The 14,793-nt window shown below is 46.2% G+C and carries 13 protein-coding genes; 8 read left to right on the forward strand and 5 right to left on the reverse strand.

The features are described 5' to 3' along the window. Positions 1-88: 88 nt before the first annotated feature. Positions 89-649 carry an NADAR family protein gene (locus AB6E78_RS12765; protein WP_050643559.1) on the forward strand — a complete coding sequence of 187 codons (561 nt, stop codon included), beginning with the start codon at positions 89-91 and terminating at the stop codon, positions 647-649. 174 nt (positions 650-823) lie between these two features. Here AB6E78_RS12765 and AB6E78_RS12770 read toward each other — a convergent pair whose 3' ends face one another. Continuing rightward, complete coding sequence (locus AB6E78_RS12770) at positions 824-1,582, reverse strand: ABC transporter substrate-binding protein (RefSeq protein ID WP_136974558.1); 759 nt, start codon at positions 1,580-1,582, stop codon at positions 824-826. 88 nt (positions 1,583-1,670) lie between these two features. On the opposite strand from AB6E78_RS12770, the gene AB6E78_RS12775 reads away from it, so the two are divergent. After that, positions 1,671-4,103: a response regulator gene (locus tag AB6E78_RS12775; RefSeq protein ID WP_372133748.1), complete on the forward strand. Its 2,433-nt coding sequence runs from the start codon at positions 1,671-1,673 to the stop codon at positions 4,101-4,103. 151 nt (positions 4,104-4,254) lie between these two features. Here the strand turns inward: AB6E78_RS12775 and AB6E78_RS12780 are convergent, their stop codons facing one another. Together AB6E78_RS12780 and AB6E78_RS12785 are read right to left on the reverse strand one after the other, a co-directional pair. Continuing rightward, a complete protein-coding gene (locus AB6E78_RS12780) occupies positions 4,255-5,007 on the reverse strand; it encodes an SDR family NAD(P)-dependent oxidoreductase (protein ID WP_017061222.1) in 753 nt (250 codons plus the stop codon). A 12-nt stretch (positions 5,008-5,019) separates the two neighbouring features. After that, positions 5,020-5,715 carry a sulfite exporter TauE/SafE family protein gene (locus AB6E78_RS12785; RefSeq protein WP_017061223.1) on the reverse strand — a complete coding sequence of 232 codons (696 nt, stop codon included), beginning with the start codon at positions 5,713-5,715 and terminating at the stop codon, positions 5,020-5,022. A 362-nt stretch (positions 5,716-6,077) separates the two neighbouring features. Here AB6E78_RS12785 and AB6E78_RS12790 point away from each other — a divergent pair, with 362 nt between their 5' ends. Beyond that, entirely contained in the window at positions 6,078-7,394 is a 1,317-nt protein-coding gene (locus AB6E78_RS12790; protein WP_017066353.1) for an aspartate aminotransferase family protein, read from the forward strand. Positions 7,395-7,561: 167 nt separating this feature from the next. Here AB6E78_RS12790 and AB6E78_RS12795 read toward each other — a convergent pair whose 3' ends face one another. Beyond that, positions 7,562-9,076, reverse strand: coding sequence for a PLP-dependent aminotransferase family protein (locus AB6E78_RS12795; protein WP_372133749.1), 1,515 nt, complete (start codon positions 9,074-9,076; stop codon positions 7,562-7,564). 239 nt (positions 9,077-9,315) lie between these two features. Here AB6E78_RS12795 and AB6E78_RS12800 point away from each other — a divergent pair, with 239 nt between their 5' ends. The 4 genes from AB6E78_RS12800 (at position 9,316) to AB6E78_RS12815 (ending at position 12,583) form a co-directional block, all read left to right on the forward strand. After that, entirely contained in the window at positions 9,316-10,182 is an 867-nt protein-coding gene (locus tag AB6E78_RS12800) for a transporter substrate-binding domain-containing protein (RefSeq protein WP_065584482.1), read from the forward strand. Between the two features lie 131 nt (positions 10,183-10,313). Continuing rightward, entirely contained in the window at positions 10,314-10,955 is a 642-nt protein-coding gene (locus tag AB6E78_RS12805; RefSeq protein ID WP_017066356.1) for an amino acid ABC transporter permease, read from the forward strand. Between the two features lie 115 nt (positions 10,956-11,070). Continuing rightward, a complete protein-coding gene (locus AB6E78_RS12810) occupies positions 11,071-11,736 on the forward strand; it encodes an amino acid ABC transporter permease (protein WP_372133750.1) in 666 nt (221 codons plus the stop codon). Then, a complete protein-coding gene (locus AB6E78_RS12815) occupies positions 11,729-12,583 on the forward strand; it encodes an amino acid ABC transporter ATP-binding protein (protein ID WP_372133751.1) in 855 nt (284 codons plus the stop codon). The genes AB6E78_RS12810 and AB6E78_RS12815 overlap by 8 nt, the downstream gene beginning before the upstream one ends. 151 nt (positions 12,584-12,734) lie before the next feature. On the opposite strand, the gene AB6E78_RS12820 is transcribed toward AB6E78_RS12815, so the two are convergent. Next, positions 12,735-13,463, reverse strand: a complete 729-nt coding sequence (locus tag AB6E78_RS12820) for a UTRA domain-containing protein (RefSeq protein WP_004732583.1) — start codon at positions 13,461-13,463, stop codon at positions 12,735-12,737. Between the two features lie 211 nt (positions 13,464-13,674). On the opposite strand from AB6E78_RS12820, the gene AB6E78_RS12825 reads away from it, so the two are divergent. Then, positions 13,675-14,757: an ABC transporter substrate-binding protein gene (locus tag AB6E78_RS12825; protein WP_372133752.1), complete on the forward strand. Its 1,083-nt coding sequence runs from the start codon at positions 13,675-13,677 to the stop codon at positions 14,755-14,757. The last annotated feature ends 36 nt before the right edge of the window (positions 14,758-14,793 follow it).

Consider the following 14,793-nt stretch of genomic DNA (forward strand, 5'->3'; position numbering starts at 1 on the left):
GGCTCACTGTTCTGTTTAGCCTAACCCTTTTGATATTACGCTTTTCAGATGAAAAACACGCACATGGCATACTCTTGAGCTAAGTTGTTTGACAGTCATATTCAACGCCACTAATTTTAAAGTTAAAGCAAAAATATGCGATGTCGTTGGTAAGGAGAAGGCTATGTCTAATTCTGTGGCTCAAGCTAAAGAAGTGCTGTTTTACGAACCCGAAGATCCGAACGGATACCTGTCAAATTTTGCCGCTTGTCCTATCAAGGTAGGTGATCAAGTTTGGGCAACCAGCGAACATTATTATCAAGCGATGAAGTTTGCCTCCGAAGCGCTACGTAATACCATTTTGGAAGCCAGTACACCTGCTGAAGCGTTCTCTTTAAGTCGTGACTACGAAGACCAAGTTCGCGAAGATTGGTATGACATTCGTGTTGAAGTGATGCAGTTCATCGTCACCGAGAAGTTCAGACAGAATCCACAGTTTGCGCTGTTTCTTACCAATACCGGAGATTCGGTGATCAAAGAACATTCGCACAAAGACCACTTCTGGGGCGATGGCGGCGATGGAACCGGCGAGAACCATTTGGGTAAGATTCTGATGGCAGTGCGTCACCAGCTTCGCACTCAGCAACTGCATTTAATTGCTTCGCACTGATTCGTCGATTCAGATAGCGGCATGCTTATCATTACTCCTTAGACGCATTTAAAAGGCCGCCCTGCTATCTAGTATGAAGCAGGGCGGCCTTTTCGGTTTTAGAGAGTCAGGCATCAACGAGAGTTAACGTACGTGACTAAGCTATGCGTTGATAAGTTCTACGTTACGCTGGTGCTATAAGTAACTCTGTACGATGTCGTCAAGCTGTCCATCGTCTTTCATTTGGTCTAGGCGTTGGTTGATGAAGCTTTGCAGCTTAGGATCCATCTCAGGGTCAAACGCCAAATGGATAGGGTAGTTATTGATGACAGAACCAAACTCATGCATCTGGTAATCATCAATACTCAGTTTTTGCTCGTTTAGGTTGTATTTGATTCGTGATTCCATTTCCACAAACACGGTGTCGCCAGGTGCTCGGTTCAGGACACGAAACGCAGCAGTGTAATCTTTTACTCGAATCTCGTTGAGCTTGCCCTGTTGGATATAAGGTTCCAAGTTCGGATACTCAAATCCTTTCAGCAATACCACGGCTTTCCCATCGAGATCATCGATTGTATTGAACTCAAATGGCTTTTTACCGCTGCTGAGTAATACGTGTTTTACATTGTAAATCGGGTCTTCAGATAGGTTCGCAGATTGAATATTCCCCCAACTAGGGCTGCCATAGGTAACCCAGTTTGGATTCTCTCTCGCATCGAGCTTGTCGATCATTCGATTAAAAGGGTAGGTGTGGTAGTTGATCTCATATTGGCTGTCATCAAACACGGCTTCCACAATATCTGAAACAATTCCTCTGTGAGATGACCCGTCAGTTTCGATTTGAAAAGGTTGCGCTTGGCTCGCAATAATGTAGTAGTGAAGAGGTTCGCTTGCAGAAGCATAACTGCTTGAAAACAAACTGACTATGGATGCAACGATAAGATGTTTTTTCATAACCTTCCCTAGTTATTTGATGAATGACTACTATTATACTAGTTGAGTAATTGTAGTTTGCTAGGATAACAATAATGGTAATTTGTGTATGGTGACAAAAGGAAAACGCTACGTTGGACTCTCCCGACAGTTGATCGGGATGATAATAGCGATCAGTACCTTATTCACAGTTATAGTGACAGGTCTCGGGTTGTATGTAGAGTACCAAAGTCGAGTTTCTTTTATCAGCTCTCAGATCGAGCAGGTCAAGGCTGGCTACCTTTCTGGTTTAACGGCAAGTTTGTGGGTTGAAGATCGAGAGCAATTGTTTGTGCAAGCCGAAGGCATCTCTCGCCTCCCTTCGGTCAGTTACCTTCTTATCGAAAGTCCCGATGAAAAAATTCTAGAGTTAGGTCAAAAGACCGAAGGCCAATCTTATTCTCAGTCTTGGGAAATGGTGCACCAGATGGGCGGCACAGACTTCCCGTTGGCGACGCTCACGGTGCAATCAGACTTGAGCATGATCCTAGATGACTTTGAAGAACGAGTGTTATTGTTGCTCGCCTTCGAAGCCGTTAAAATCTTCTTGTTGTCTCTCGTATGTTTAACCATCGTCTATCGTCTTGTCGTAAAACGTTTGATGACTATGTCTTCCCAAATCAACCAACAACAGGTCGAAGACAACAAACCGCGCTTTATAACGCCAACTCACTCTACTTACAAAGATGAGATATCGACTCTAGAGAGTAGCTATAACCGATCGGTAGAACGTATTCGTCAACAATATCAAGAGCTGGAAAAAGCCAAAGACATTGCTGAGGTGGCCAACCGCAATAAAAGTGAATTCCTTGCCAATATGAGTCACGAAATCCGTACCCCAATGAATGGGATTATCGGGCTGTCGTCTTTGCTTTCTGAAATGGATATGCCGAAAGAGCAAAAAGAGTACATCAACATGCTCAATACCTCTTCGCTTACGTTGCTCGACTTAATCAACGACATTCTCGATTACTCGAAGATCGAAGCGGGGCGACTAGAGCTTCAGCAAGAGCCGATGAAAATGATGGGCATTGCGGCCGACGTTGAATCAACCTTTCGAGTGAAAGCCGAACAGAAAGGGCTTCGATTCCAATTAGCGATCGACCCTAAGATCCCAACCATGGTGATTGGCGACGGTACACAACTAAGACAAGTCCTAAATAACTTAGTAGGTAACGCGATTAAATTTACCGAGCATGGCCACGTCACGCTCTCGCTTCGTTTGGAAGAGGTGGTTGAGCCTGAGCAAAAACTCAGAGTGAGGTTCGAGATTGTCGACAGCGGTATCGGTATTGCAGAAGACAAACAGAAATCGGTGTTCGATAAGTTTCAACAAGCCGACGGCAGTACCACACGTATTTATGGAGGCACAGGGCTTGGTCTAACAATATGCGAGAAGATAGTGACATTGATGGGCAGCAAGCTTGAACTCACCAGTGTTGAAGGTAAAGGCAGTACCTTCTATTTTACGGCTGACTTTGACCCGTGTTTAGAAGCCGATGAAAGCAATATCGATTTCAATAAGGTTTCGGTTCTGCTTGTGGATGATAGCCAGCTGAACATGTGTATAACGTCTACACAGCTTCAATCCTTTGGCGTTAAGTCTGAGTGCTGTGAAACGGCAAACCAAGCGTTAGAGTTGGTTTCAGAGTCTGTGGCTAAGTCATCACCTTATGATCTCGTTCTGATAGACAAAGTAATGCCGTCCGTTGATGGCTTTCAACTGGCGAGAAGCTTAGTTGAACGCTTTGGTAGCGAGTGTCCCAAGTTAGTGATGATCTCTGCTGACCCTAGAAAGCAAGATGAAGCTCGTGCTAAACAAGTCGGTTTTGTTGCCTACATTGCGCGTCCTTACCAAGATAATCAGCTTAAATGGACCATCAGTGAGGTACTCGCGAGAGCGGCTGATACTTCAGTCTTTACCTATCCGAACAGAGGAGAGGTTGCGTTTAAAGACAATGAACCTGTGCCGTTAAGTAAATCTGCAGCGGTTGTTAAAGATGCTCCCATTGTCTCTGTAAACGCCACACCAGCCGATAAACAAGCTCCAATTCAAGCAGAGTCAAAACCTGTCGCAGTTGCCGGAGAATTTAGTGGTACAGTTTTAGTTGTTGAAGACTCGCGAGTAAACCAACAAGTCGCCAAGATGATGCTCAAGAAGCTTGGCTTTGAGGTTGATATTGCCGACAACGGTGAAATTGGTGTCGAGAAATTCAAAGTCAACGAATACGAGATGATTTTTATGGATTGTCAGATGCCGGTTCTCGATGGCTTCGAAGCGACCAAGCAGATCCGAGCGCTCGAAGAAGGGGCTGCAAAGCATATTCCAATCATTGCGCTGACGGCCAACGTCGTGCAGCGAGACAAGCATTTGTGCTTCGATGTAGGCATGGATGAGTTTTTACCTAAACCGGTTAACCAAGGCAAACTGAGAGAGATCGTAGCGAGTTTCTTGTCGAAAGAGACGGAATCAAACAAAGAACATGAGCAGCAAATTGTTTAGTTGAGTATCTCTAATCTTACTTTCATTAAAAGAGTAATGAGGCGAATTAGACATAGTCTTTTATGCCGTTGGTTATATTTGAAGTATCGTGTGAAAGAAATGATAAAGGTGGTCTGAAAAGACCACCTTTTTTGTATGTGTCGGTTTGAACTTAATCTCTATCGATTGCGAACGCAGACCATGCTTGACGTGTCGGCATCACTTCGACTCGGTTAATGTTGATGTGATCTGGCAAGGTTGCGATATAAAACATCTGCTCGGCAATATCCTCTGCTGACAACGGTGTAGTGCCTTGGTAAAGGTTGTCTGAAGCCGTCTGGTTACCTTTAGTTCTTACAAGAGTAAATTCCGTTTCTGCAATACCAGGGGAGAGGTCAGTCACTCGTACCCCTGTGCCTTGTAAGTCACAACGTAGGTTGTAACTGAACTGCTTTACGAACGCTTTGCTGGCACCATACACATGGCTTCCTGGGTAAGGCCACTGTCCGGCGATTGACCCAACATTGATGATTGAGCTTCCTGCGCCTTTTTTAATTAACGTAGGCAACAGCGCATGAGTAACATTAACCAAGCCTGTGACATTGGTATCGATCATAGTGTGCCAGTCTTTCAAGTCCACATCAGGCGCGCCTTCTGGTGCCAAAGCTAACCCAGCATTATTGACCAATGCGGTAATCGATGAAAATTCAGCGGGTAATGAATCAATGGCTTGTTTTACGGCGTCTGCGTCTCGAACGTCGAGTTGAATTACATGCACAGGCACCGTTAATTCTTCCTTTAGGTCGAGTAGCCTTTCGATTCGACGACCAGACAGCACTAACGACCAGTTATCTTCTGCGAAACGTTTTGCTGCCGCTTTGCCGAAACCAGAGGTTGCCCCTGTAATGAACGCTATCTTATCCATAAATACATCCTTCTAATTTGAAATTAACATAAGTAGTGCCATGCCGATCAAAATCGGCGCGGTCGTTGTTTTTGCAGACAAGTTCGGTACTGATAGATACAGTTTTTGCCCCAGTACATTGCCAATCAAAGCTGCCGGTAATAGCCATAAACCTGTGATGAACGATTCTTGGTTAAATGCGCCAATCCATATGAAGCCGATCAGTGAAATCGCTGAACTCAGCAGAAAAAACACAATCGCGGTGGCTCTCTGTTCACTGGTTTTAATGGTCAGGTTCATCAAATACGTCACTAATGGCGGACCTCCTGAAGAAGCGGTGGTCATGCTAAACCCCGAAATGGCTCCCGCCCAAAACGCGTGTCGTTGGTGCAACCAAGTGAGGCGTAAGTCCAAAATAATCAGCGTGCCAGCGACCAAAGACATCATCGCGATAAAGGCCTTCAAGCCTGATTCCGATATCGTGCTAATGAAATACAGCGAGAAAGGCACCGCAACCAACATGCCAATACACAGCGGCGCAATAAGCCGGATATTGATGGTGGTTTTACTTCGCTTGAGCAGAGGAAAGGCACTTAAAAAGTCCAACAAGATAGCGATGGTTACCGCTTGCAATGGTGGAACAATAAAGCTGAGGGAAAGCGCTACGATAATCGCAAACCCAAATCCTGAATAGCCTCGAACTACTCCTGCAAACAGAATCAATGTCATCGCTAATCCTAATTCCACTCTTGCTCACCTCTTTGCTTTTGATATTGCTGCTGCGTTAATTAGCGTTCGATGAGACCTGTCTCGTCTGCCTTTCAATCTATTCACACCTAAGAGTTTTGAATAGAGCCAGATCGACGATTGGATTGGGTCAGGCTGTTTGTTGGATCGGGGATGAGACTTGGGCTGATGTACTGGCCCAATGTTTTGTTGAAACTGACACTATGACCTCCGCCCTGTTTGGGATGAAGATTATTCCATCCGATAGCGCAGCCTTTTCAATGTCGTGTTTTGTGTCTTTCATTCTCGAAGACGAGCCAAGCACGAGCGGCTGTGAATCTAGTGTTGTTAATGGAGACGATGAAATGGAAGTATCAACAGAACAGCTTGTGAACCAAGATATTATCGACCTCGACAAGAGCGTATTTCATTCTTGGTCGATTCAAGAAGCAGCGGAGCCTATCGCCATTGCGGGTGGGCAAGGATGCAAAATGTGGGACTACGAAGGTAAAGAATACCTTGATTTTAGTAGCCAACTGGTTAACACCAACATTGGTCATCAGCATCCACAAGTGATCAAAGCGATTAAAGATCAGGCTGATTCATTAGTGACCGTTGCCCCTGCGACCGCCAACCTCACTCGTGGTTTGGCGGCTAAGCGTATCTTGTCGAAAGCGCCAAGCTCGTTTAAGAAGGTGTTCTTTACCAATGCAGGGGCAGATGCCAACGAAAATGCGATTCGCATGGCGCGACAATTCACAGGGCGCGACAAGGTGCTATCTGCTTACCGTTCTTACCATGGCAATACAGGTACTGCTATTGCTGCGACGGGGGATTTTCGTCGAATTCCAAACGAGTATAGCCGTGGGCACGTTCACTTCTTCAATCCATTTCTCTATCGAAGCGAATTCAACGCGGCGACTGAGGCAGAAGAGAGTGAGCGTGCCCTGCAGCATTTAGAGCGAGTGATTGAATGCGAAGGACCAACGGCGATTGCGGCGATTATCCTAGAGACGATTCCGGGAACGGCTGGTTTTCTCATTCCGCCCAAAGATTACCTTATCGGCGTGCGTGAGCTGGCAACCAAACATGGCATTCAGTTGATATTCGATGAAGTCATGGTCGGCTTTGGTCGCACGGGTAAGTGGTTTGCGTTTGAGCACTTTAATGTCGTGCCAGATCTGATTACTTTCGCGAAAGGGGTGAACTCGGGTTATGTGCCGGCTGGTGGCGTGGTGGTCAGCGAACCGATCGTTGAGCACTTTAAGTCAAACTTCTTTATGGGCGGCTTAACGTACTCTGGTCACCCTTTGGCGATGGCTTCTATCGTTGCAACGCTCGATGTGATGGAGCAAGAGGGCATTGTCACACATGCTGATAACGTCGGTAACAGCGTTCTAGGGCCGCTCCTACTGAGCCTTCAAGAGTTGCACCCTATGATTGGTGATGTGCGCGGTAAAGGGATGTTCTGGGCGGTTGAGCTGGTGGAAGATCGTGAAAGTAAAACACCTTTAAGCAATGAAAAAATGGGGCAATTGAAAGCGCAATTGACCAAGCGAGGCCTGTTGACCTTCATTGTGAATAACCGCATTCACGTTGCGCCACCTTTGGTTATTCAGCCAAGCGATATAAAGAAAGGCGTTAAGATCATTGATGAAGTGTTGTTTGAACTCGCTTCTTAAGTCTCCAATAAGATAGCCAGCACAGTAACCAAGGCACTTTGACAAAGAATTCCCCGTTCTTTTCAACGTGCCAAACCTAACCTTCAGAAACGACAAAAGAGCATCGATTGATGCTCTTTTTACGTTCTTTCACTAAATCAGTCTGGTCAAACTGCTCTTAAGTGATGCTAGATCTTCATCACCTCTGACAGCTCTTTGATACCGGGTGCGATCAGATCTTTGTCGATGGCGTGAAAGCCCAATCGAAAATAGGAATTGGGGTCATATTCTGACAATGCTTCACAGCCCGATTCCGTTTCGGTATTCGTCATAAAGTGTGAATAGCCTGTCTCAATCAATATGCCCTTTTGGGCGGCTCGTGAAGCTAAACGCTGGCTATTGATGTGGCTGGGCGTTTGTAGCCACAGAGAGTTGGCCTGCTCGCTTTGAGCCAGTCGCTTGCAGTCAGGTAAGTACTTCAAGACAGCATCGTTGATCAGCTTCCAGCGCTGGCGAGTGTTTTCTCTAAAGCGCCTCACAAAGCTGTCGTAGTAGCCTTGTTCAATAAAGTGCGCTACTTCCATCTGAACACGGCTTGGCGCATGTCGGTACATCAAGCGACGCAGTATTCTAAGGTCGTAGATTAACTCTTCAGGTGCCACGATGTAGCCTAACCTCAAGCCGGGTGCCAGTAGCTTAGAGAAGCTGCTGACGTAGATGACTCTCCCTTCCTTGTCATTGGCTTTTAGCGCGGGTTTAGGATTCCACTCCACGTTGCACTCGGCGTCATAGTCATCTTCGATAATTACCGCGTCATTGGCTTTGGCCATTTCAAGTAACTGAGTTCGACGCTCATCACTCATGGTGACGCCGGTTGGAGCTTGATGGCTAGGCGTGACATAGAAGTGATCACACAGTGAAGAGTGCTCATTGAATCTCAATCCTTGTTCATCCACTTGATGCGGGTGTAACTGCGCGCCAGAGAGATTGAAGATGTGATTCGCTTCTTTGTAGCCGGGGTTCTCGACTCCGACTCGACTCTGATGGTTCATGAGCAAAGTCGAAATCAAATACAGCGCATTCTGCGAACCTAAGGTTATGAGGATCTCATCACTTTGGGCATGAATACCGCGCTGTGGGAGCACCCTTGTGCGTATCTGTTCGACCAGCATGTCGACGTCTTTATCGACCTTGTCGCAAAGCCAGCGGTGATCATGTGGGTCTGAGGTGACCTTTCTTGTCGCTTCTCGCCATTGAGCTAATGGGAAGTCATTGATAGAGGGTTGGCCAAAAATAAATGGGTATTGGTAACAACTCCAATGCGAGGGTTTGACGATGCGTGGGTATTGGCCCAATTGCAGCTTAACGCGTTTGCTCCAATCCGGTGCATTGTCGCTGTCGGCTGATTCAAAATGATCCAAACTCGCGTCGATAGTATCACTCGGATTTTGATACTTTTCTGAAAGGTAATAACCACTGCGAGGCTTACTGATGAGGTAGCCATCGTCGAGCAAACTGTCGTACACCAACGAGACAGTATTGCGTGAAACACCCAATTGGCTAGACAGCTTACGACAAGACGGAAGCGCTTGTTCAGCCGGAAAAATACCATTCAATATCGCCGTCACCAAATAGCTACGTACTTGTTCTTGCAGGCTTCTTTTGGAATCAAACTCGATGAAACAATTGTGATTTATCGCCATGAGATACAGTCCTTATTCTCAGTGAACCTCAGTCCAATTTGTATAAAAGAGCAAGAAATGCGCCAGAGTTCATATTGATGTTTTAAGAGTGTGTTTTGCTCTCTCTCAACCCCGAAAATTACGTTGTCCCAAACTAGAAAATCGTTCTGTCCCAACCTGAAAATTAAATTGGCTCTACGTCTCCGATGCATTCCGTTCATAAAGTAAAGGCAGGCAAATAATCTCGATAAGGAAAGCGTATGAAACAGGGAATGACGATGAAGGCATGGGTTTCAACAGCGGCAGCGACAGTTGTACTGGGTTGTTTTGGAGTCGCACAAGCATCGGAGCTTGCAGCCATCGAAAAGCAAGGCTTCATGAAAGTGGCGACAGAAGACAACTACTCTCCATTCAACTATATCGACCGCGGTAAGCCTGCGGGGATTAACAAAGATTTGCTTGATGAGTTACGTGAATATTCGAAGTTCGATATCGAACAAGAGATCTTACCTTGGACAGGACTACTCGCTTCGGTATCTGCGGGTCAATATGATGTGGCGTTAACTGGCGCGATCATTACCGATGCTCGCTTGAAGGCCTTTGATTTCACTCCACCTATCGCTTCAGCGCAGCATTACTTCTTAACCAGAGCTGACGCGGAAGATATTAATACGGTAGCCGATTTAGATGGAAAAACAGTGGGCTTACAAGCGGGCAGTGCTTTGCTAGAAAGGCTTCCAGAGCTCGAAGTGATGCTCGAAGCACAAGGCAAATCTTTGGGTAAAGTGGTGCAGTATCAATCCTACCCAGAAGCGTATTCCGACTTGGCAATCGGCCGAATAGACTATGTGATCAACAGTGTGGTTTCAGTTAACGAGGTAGTGAAGTCGAAGTCAAAGGTATTCAAAAAAGGCGAAGCAGTCTCTGGCCCAGGTTTCGTTAGCTGGCCAGTTCCTAAAGATAATCCTGAGCTTTTGGCTTACCTAACGGAATTCTTCCTACACCTTGAGCAAACAGGAAAAATGGCAGAGTTGCAGAAGAAGTGGTTCGGTGAATCGTTCGACCAACTCCCTTCAGAAGCCATCACTTCGGTTGAGCAGTATCACAAGCTAACAGCCGTTCAATAGATGAATAAGCATGCGCCGACACAAACAGTTAGCGGCTGTTTGTGTCCATGCCAATGGGTTCAAAGCGGTTTAACCCATGAGTCTTTGGCGCACAATCTATCGAAAGAAGTCGCTGATCAAAGAGGTCGTTTATGGATTATTACGCTTGGGAACAGTTGCTACAGGGCGCGTGGGCAACGGCATGGATATCGGCAGTATCGATTGTATTAGGTGTCGTCATCGGCCTAATGATTGCCTTAGTTAGAATGATGAAAATCCCGTTTGTGGATCAAATGTTGGGTATCTATGTCAGCTGGGCACGAGCAACGCCTTTGGTGACACTGGCTCTGTTTATTTTCCTTTCTTTTCCGTCATTTGGCATCAATTTAGATAAACACGTTTCTGCTATTTTAGCTCTCACACTCAATACATCGGCATTCAATGCAGAGATTTGGCGCAATGCCTTTCTTAACTTTTCAAAAGGACAAATGGAAGCGGCAGAAGCCATTGGTATGAGACGTATCACTTATTTTCGCCGCATCATGTTCCCGCAAATGGTGATCATGAGCCTACCAGCGCTAGTCAATGAGATGTCGTTCTTAATCAAAGGCAGCCCAGCGATTGCGGTGATCGGCATCGTCGACCTAACTCGTGTCACCAATCGAATCTCTGCGGTTACCTATGAACCACTTGGGCCGATTCTATGTGCCGGTGCCATTTACATGTTGATTATTGGCGTGTTGGTGAAGTTGCAAGCTGTGGCTGAAAACCGAGCCACTTATCTGCAGCAATAAGTGCATACATCTGTTTACAGTAGCAGCAACAGTTTGGCCGTCATCACTACTTGGTCAGCTACACCATTTACCTGCTTGTGAAGCGTCATTGAGTGGGTAAATTTAAGGAGTAAATATGGAAGAATGGAATATTATCTGGCAACAAAAAGAGCTGTTTGCTTCTGGTTTTGTGACCACGTTTTATCTTTTTGTTTCGTCTTCAATCTTGAGTTTCGTCATAGGCATTGGTTTGTTGTACTGTCTCGAAAACTCGAGACTCGGTGTTAAGTACACCATCAACAGTTTGATAGGCATGATGCGCACCTTACCGTTTCTGATTTTAGCCTATCTGCTCTATTACGGTTTGCCTCAGGTTGGCATTCGACTAGATGCAGTGACTGCGGGAATCATCGCACTCAGCCTCTATCATGGTACGTATTTCTGTGAGATTTTCCGAGGTGTTCGTAAGGGGTTAGAGCCTGGTTACATCGAAGCGGCGCACGCTTATGGCTTTTCTAAACTCAAAACCTTCACACGAGTCATCACACCCAACGTGTTGTGTAAGTCGGTTCCTCTGATCACTAACCAACTCATCATCTGCTTAAAAGACACTGCGTTTCTTAGCATCATCACCGTCGCAGAAATTACCGCGGCCGCCAACAGCATTCAATCGACCTACTTCATCCCATTGAATGCGTTCATCATTGCGATTGCGCTCTACTGGGCGGTAAGTATTGCACTTGAAACCATTACTAAACGAATCCAAACCAAAGTTGAACTTAGAGGGCTTAGCCATGCTTAAACAATCAGACATTATTGAAACAGAAGCACCGATTAACCCCTCTTTGGGAGTGAGTTTGGAAGTGATTGAGTGCGAGCCACTGTTGGAAGAGCGCGAGACGATCATCAACATTGAAAACTTGTCGAAACAGTTTGATGGCATCGAAGTGCTACGTGATATCAACCTCACCATCAACAAAGGCGATGTGGTGAGTATTCTCGGTTCGTCTGGGTCGGGTAAATCGACGCTATTACGCTGCATGAACTGGTTAGAACAACCGGAACGCGGCACGATCTTCATGGGTGATGAGCGTATTGGTATCAACTCTGAAACGGGTAAACCACTCAAATATAAAGAGCTGGCGAAACTCAGAGAGCGCCTTGGTATGGTTTTCCAAAGCTTCAACTTGTGGCCGCATTTAACCGTGTTGCAAAACGTTATGGAAGCGCTCGTTCACGTTAAGAAGATAGCGAAATCAGACGCCGAAGAGATGGCACGTAAGCAACTCGATAAGGTTGGGATGTCGCACAAACTAGAGAACTACCCAAGCATGTTATCGGGTGGGCAAAAGCAACGTGTCGCTATTGCCAGAGCTCTCGCGATGGAGCCGGATGTGTTGCTGTTTGATGAACCAACCTCCGCGCTCGACCCTGAATTGGTCGAAGAGGTGTTACTGGTAATGAAGAAGCTATCGCAAGAGGGTTACACCATGGTGGTGGTGACTCATGAGATGGAATTCGCGCGTCAGGTGTCGGATCAGGTGGTATTCCTTGAGAAGGGCATCTTGATTGAGAAATCCAACCCTGAGAAGTTCTTCACTAACCCAGATTCAACAAGGGTAAGGAAGTTCCTCAAGCTTGATTCGTGAACTAGATGATCCACATCACCTTAATGTTTGATCGCTAAATCCAAAACTCCGACCTAATCAGTCGGAGTTTTTGTCTGTGCTCGTTTTTTCTTCCCAAACCCAAACCCAAACCCAAACTTAAACCTAAAACTAGGCAAATGGTTATGTGATGCTAACCAATACTGTCAATATGAATGACCACAGAGTCCGGTCGCCAGTATTCCAACTCGCAGTCCATCAACTCGCCATCTTGTTTGTAGTTCACTCGACAGATCTTAAGAACAGGCTGCCCCTCAGCCAAATTCAGCGCCTTGGCGACATGAGCAGGGGCAGAAGTTGGAATTACATCAAAACGCGAGCGTTGGGTCTCGTAGCCGTATTTTTCTCGGTAGATGCCTGTCAGCGACATGGTGAGGTTTTCTGACAACACCTTCTCAAACAACGGCGCTTTTAAGACGTTTTCAACAAATAGCACCGCTCGGCCATCAATAAAGCGTAGTCGCTCAATCACGTGTATCGGCGTTATCTGTTCTATCTCTAATGCTTTGGCGTAATCGCCCGCGGCCATCTCTGTGCGGGTGCTCAGCAGCCTTGTTTCTGCAATACGATGTTGTTCGCGAATCATTTGATGAAAGTGAGAGCGAGACAGCGGGTTGTAGCGAATTCGTTCGGGTGACACATACCAGCCACGGCGCTCTTCTCGGTATATCAAACCTTCGGTTTCCAGAGACACCAACGCATCTTTGAGCGTGATTCGTGTGGTGGAAAACAGTTCGCTAAGGTTTCTTTCTGATGGCAGTTTTTGCCCTTCAATGAAGATACCTGATTGAAGCTGCTCTCGAATACTCGCCTTAATTCTTCCTAACTGTGTCCCTGATTGCCCGGTGCCCAATGTTCTCATTACTGATCTAGTCCATAAGTTCGTGTGCTTAATAAGGTAAACCATGGAGTTAACAGGAATGTGACAGTAAACAATGGCTTATTGTCATATGAGTGAAATATAACTGCCACGTAAATGCACTCGAACTGTCAAATAACTTACGGCAAACCGTCACATTCCGGCTATAGCATACAAAACGAACTTACTGACCTAGTCCAGAAGGATAGAGACAATGAAAACTTTGCTTAGCCGTTCAACTGTATCGCCAGCTAAATTAATCGGCGCAACGCTAATAACGGCAACCCTTTCAATGCCAGCGATGGCGAAGGATGCTGATCTTGAGTCACTGATTGAAGCCGCTCAAAAAGAGGGTGCAGTTTACAGTGTGGGTATGCCAGACAGTTGGGCAAACTGGAAAGGCACATGGACTGACCTGAAAGCAAACTACGGTTTGAAGCATCAGGATACCGATATGAGCTCGGCTCAGGAGATCTCGAAATTTGAAGCAGAGAAGAAAAACGCAACCGCTGATATTGGTGATGTGGGGTTCGCATTCGCACGTGTGGCCGTGAAGAAAAACGTCACTCAGCCATACAAACCAACCACTTGGAATGACATTCCAGACTGGGCAAAAGACAAAGATGGTCATTGGGCTCTGGCTTACACTGGCACCATCTCTTTCATTTCCAACAACAACCTTGTTGAAGATGCGCCGAAAACTTGGAGTGACCTACTAGAAGGCGACTACAAAGTAACAGTCGGTGACGTAGGTGTAGCCGCGCAAGCAAACAACGCGATTCTAGCGGCAGCATTTGCTAATGGCGGTGACGAGTCGAACCTAAAACCAGCGATTAAATTCTTTGGTGAATTAGCGAAGCAAGGCCGTCTGTCTTACACCGACCCAAGCATCGCGAATCTTGAAAAAGGCGAAGTGGAAGTGGCAATCATGTGGGACTTCAACGCACTGAACTACCGCGACAAGATCGACCGTGAGCGCTTTACCGTCAGCATTCCACAAGATGGCTCAGTGATTTCTGGTTACACCACCATCATTAATAAATACGCACAAAACCCGAACGCGGCGAAGTTGGCTCGTGAATACATCTTCAGCGACCAAGGCCAAATCAACCTTGCAGAAGGTTACGCACGTCCAATCCGTAGCAACATTACGCTACCTCAATCAGTTCAAGACAAGCTGATCTCAAACGAGCAATACAGCAATGTTCACCCAGTGACTGACTTCTCAGCATGGGAAAAATCAGCACGTCGCCTGCCACGTCAATGGCAAGAAAGCGTATTGATTCACCAGCAATAACCCCGCTTAACACGCCACCTTCAGTAGGTGGCTTTT

Origin of the sequence: Vibrio sp. 10N.247.310.98 (assembly GCF_041467395.1) — a bacterium.
In the GTDB taxonomy this organism is placed as follows: domain Bacteria; phylum Pseudomonadota; class Gammaproteobacteria; order Enterobacterales; family Vibrionaceae; genus Vibrio; species Vibrio crassostreae_C.

What these genes read in the sequence shown, in the direction of transcription:
- AB6E78_RS12770 (WP_136974558.1), bottom strand. Translation starts at nt 1,582, where the DNA reads ATGAAAAAACATCTTATCGTTGCATCCATAGTCAGTTTGTTTTCAAGC.
- AB6E78_RS12775 (WP_372133748.1), top strand. Translation starts at nt 1,671, where the DNA reads ATGGTGACAAAAGGAAAACGCTACGTTGGACTCTCCCGACAGTTGATC.
- AB6E78_RS12780 (WP_017061222.1), bottom strand. Translation starts at nt 5,007, where the DNA reads ATGGATAAGATAGCGTTCATTACAGGGGCAACCTCTGGTTTCGGCAAA.
- AB6E78_RS12785 (WP_017061223.1), bottom strand. Translation starts at nt 5,715, where the DNA reads ATGACATTGATTCTGTTTGCAGGAGTAGTTCGAGGCTATTCAGGATTT.
- AB6E78_RS12790 (WP_017066353.1), top strand. Translation starts at nt 6,078, where the DNA reads ATGGAAGTATCAACAGAACAGCTTGTGAACCAAGATATTATCGACCTC.
- AB6E78_RS12795 (WP_372133749.1), bottom strand. Translation starts at nt 9,076, where the DNA reads ATGGCGATAAATCACAATTGTTTCATCGAGTTTGATTCCAAAAGAAGC.
- AB6E78_RS12800 (WP_065584482.1), top strand. Translation starts at nt 9,316, where the DNA reads ATGAAACAGGGAATGACGATGAAGGCATGGGTTTCAACAGCGGCAGCG.
- AB6E78_RS12805 (WP_017066356.1), top strand. Translation starts at nt 10,314, where the DNA reads ATGGATTATTACGCTTGGGAACAGTTGCTACAGGGCGCGTGGGCAACG.
- AB6E78_RS12810 (WP_372133750.1), top strand. Translation starts at nt 11,071, where the DNA reads ATGGAAGAATGGAATATTATCTGGCAACAAAAAGAGCTGTTTGCTTCT.
- AB6E78_RS12815 (WP_372133751.1), top strand. Translation starts at nt 11,729, where the DNA reads ATGCTTAAACAATCAGACATTATTGAAACAGAAGCACCGATTAACCCC.
- AB6E78_RS12820 (WP_004732583.1), bottom strand. Translation starts at nt 13,463, where the DNA reads ATGAGAACATTGGGCACCGGGCAATCAGGGACACAGTTAGGAAGAATT.
- AB6E78_RS12825 (WP_372133752.1), top strand. Translation starts at nt 13,675, where the DNA reads ATGAAAACTTTGCTTAGCCGTTCAACTGTATCGCCAGCTAAATTAATC.